This is a genomic window from Halalkalibaculum sp. DA3122 (assembly GCF_043951865.1).
GTDB lineage: Bacteria > Bacteroidota > Rhodothermia > Balneolales > Balneolaceae > JAMQKA01.
The window spans coordinates 1-2,539 of sequence record NZ_JBINJF010000078.1; the positions used below are offsets into that span (position 1 = coordinate 1).

At 54.5% G+C, this 2,539-nt stretch carries 3 protein-coding genes; all 3 read left to right on the forward strand.

What is annotated here, in order from left to right; genetic code table 11:
- Window positions 1-101, forward strand: a 101-nt coding sequence (locus ACG2F4_RS19190) for a 2Fe-2S iron-sulfur cluster-binding protein (RefSeq protein WP_395262561.1), incomplete at its 5' end; no start/stop codon positions are given.
- 33 nt (window positions 102-134) lie between these two features.
- The gene (locus ACG2F4_RS19195) at window positions 135-2,312 is read left to right on the forward strand and encodes a molybdopterin cofactor-binding domain-containing protein (RefSeq protein WP_395262559.1); all 2,178 of its coding nucleotides are present in this window, start codon (window positions 135-137) and stop codon (window positions 2,310-2,312) included.
- A 35-nt stretch (window positions 2,313-2,347) separates the two neighbouring features.
- Window positions 2,348-2,539, forward strand: a 192-nt coding sequence (locus tag ACG2F4_RS19200; protein ID WP_395262560.1) for a (2Fe-2S)-binding protein, incomplete at its 3' end; no start/stop codon positions are given.

Genomic DNA, 2,539 nt, shown 5'->3' on the forward strand with positions numbered 1-2,539 from the left:
CTTCAGACGAAGAAATCAAGTCCGCAATGAATGGCAACTTGTGCCGCTGCGGTACCTACCTGAGAATTCGAAAAGCTATCAAAACAGCCGCAAACACTTAAAATTCTGGTATTATGGGAAGCGCAAAAACTTCGATGGGAAGACGATCTTTTCTAAAAACGATGGCCCTTGGGGGCGGTGGACTCATGATCGGGTTCAGCTGGATGTCATCAGTGGCCGAGGGGGCTGATGTCGACAATCTGCCGGATGACCTGTTCGATATCAACGCCTACATCAAGATTGCCCCGGATGGCAAGGTCACCATTTTGTCTCCTAACCCGGAAATCGGCCAGAACGTAAAGACGTCGATGCCACTCATCGTCGCCGAAGAGATGGATGTCGACTGGGAGCAGGTAACCGTGGAACAGGCGCCGCTCGATACAAATAAATATACCCGCCAGTTGGCGGGGGGCAGCCAGTCGATCCGCCAGGGATGGGACAGCCTCAGGATGGCGGGCGCCACGGCCCGGTACTTGCTGGTGGCGGCGGCAGCTAAACAATGGGGCGCCAATGTCAGGGATCTCATCACCGAAAACGGCATTATTACAAACCCCAACACCGGGGACCGCCTCAACTATGGAGCGGTAGCCTCCGCCGCGGTTGACATTCCCATACCTGACGAAGTGCCACTGAAGGACACGAAAGATTTCAAACTGATAGGCAAGTACATAAAGAATGTCGATGGCAAAAAAATTGTCACGGGCAAGCCGTTATTCGGGATTGATTTTTCTCGGGAAGGCACCGCCATTGCGATGATCAAGCATCCCCCCGCCTTTGGGATGAAGCTGAAATCTTTTGACGCCACCGAGGTGAAGTCGATGCCGGGTATTCATGATGTGTTTACCATCGATACGAGCCTGAATGATCCACAATGGTCAGATGTCAATGCCTTTAATGAATTGGTGGTCATTACGGGGGAAACCACCTGGCAGGTCATGAAGGCCAAGCGTGCTTTAAATGAGGAATGGGAAGCCACCGGCGAACTGGAGAGCAGCCAGGATCATTCCCGCAGACTGGCTGAAGCGATCTCCGACGACCCCGGAGAAGTCGTACGGCAGGATGGGAACCCTGACCAGGCGATTGAGACGGCGGAAACCGTTGTGGAAAGCACCTACACTGCCCCGTTTCTGGCTCACAATACGCTGGAACCGATGAACTTTTGGGCGAACGTCAGCGATGACCATGCCGAATTGATCGGCCCCATTCAAACGCCGGAACCGCTGCGGGCGTCGGCGGCCCAGCTGCTGGATATCCCCGAGTCCAACATAAAAGTAGATATGACGAGAATGGGCGGCGGGTTCGGCCGGAGGTTGTACGGCAACTTCGGGTTGGAAGCTGCTGCCATTTCCCAAAAAATCGGGGGACCGGTAAAACTGATTTATACCCGGGAAGATGATATGACCCAGGGCACCTATCGGCCCGCCTACGCCATTAACTACAAGGCCTCGCTTGACGGCAATGGAAACCTGCTGACATTCCAGGCCAAAGGAGCCGGCATCCCGTCAAGCCCGCTTTTTGCGAACCGGTATCCCGCCGGGACTGTTGACCACTATTCTTCTGTGAATGTCGGAGTAGAAACAAATATCACGACGGGTGCCTGGCGCGCACCCCGATCGAATTTTACTGCGGGTGCGGAGCAATCGTTTATTGATGAGCTTGCCGAAGCGGCCGGTAAAGATCCCATCGAATTTCGGCTGGAACTGTTCGACCGGGCGATAAACGATCCTGTAGGCGAAAATAATGATTATGATCCTGAACGCTACGCGGGCGTTCTCAAACTGGTGCGAGATAAATCGAACTGGGGACAATCGATGCCGGGCGTTTACCGGGGAGTGGCGGCGTATTACTGCCATAATTCATACGTGGCAGAGGTGGTGGACCTGGTGAAAGAAGGAGACTCCATCGACATTCAAAAAGTATGGTGCGCCGTTGATTGTGGTATTGTGGTTAACCGGGAAGGAGCCATCAACCAGGTAGAAGGCGGTATTATTGACGGGCTGGGGCATGCTCTCTACAGCCAACTGACCTTCGAAAACGGGGCTCCGGACCAGGATAACTTCAACGATTACAGCTTAATCCGGAATGCGCAGGCGCCCGCGGAGATCGAGGTCTTCTTTGTTGAGAGCGATATCCATCCAACCGGCCTGGGAGAACCGCCGCTGCCGCCTGTTATTGGGGCGTTCGCGAATGCTCTTTACCAGGCCACGGGCACGCGATATTACAACCAGCCGTTTATGGTTGCAGACCAGGATATGGCAGGTCGGGAATCGTAACATATAGTTATTGTTAACCGGTTAACACGGGAATTATGACAACATTTACACTCAACATCAATAATGAAGAGCACCAGGTGGATGCAGCCCCGGACACCCCGCTGTTGTGGGTGCTGCGGGATCACCTGGATCTGCCCGGCACCAAATTCGGATGCGGCATCGCCCAGTGCGGGGCCTGTACCGTGCACCTGGACGGCGCTGCCGTCCGCTCCTGCTCGCTGCCGGTC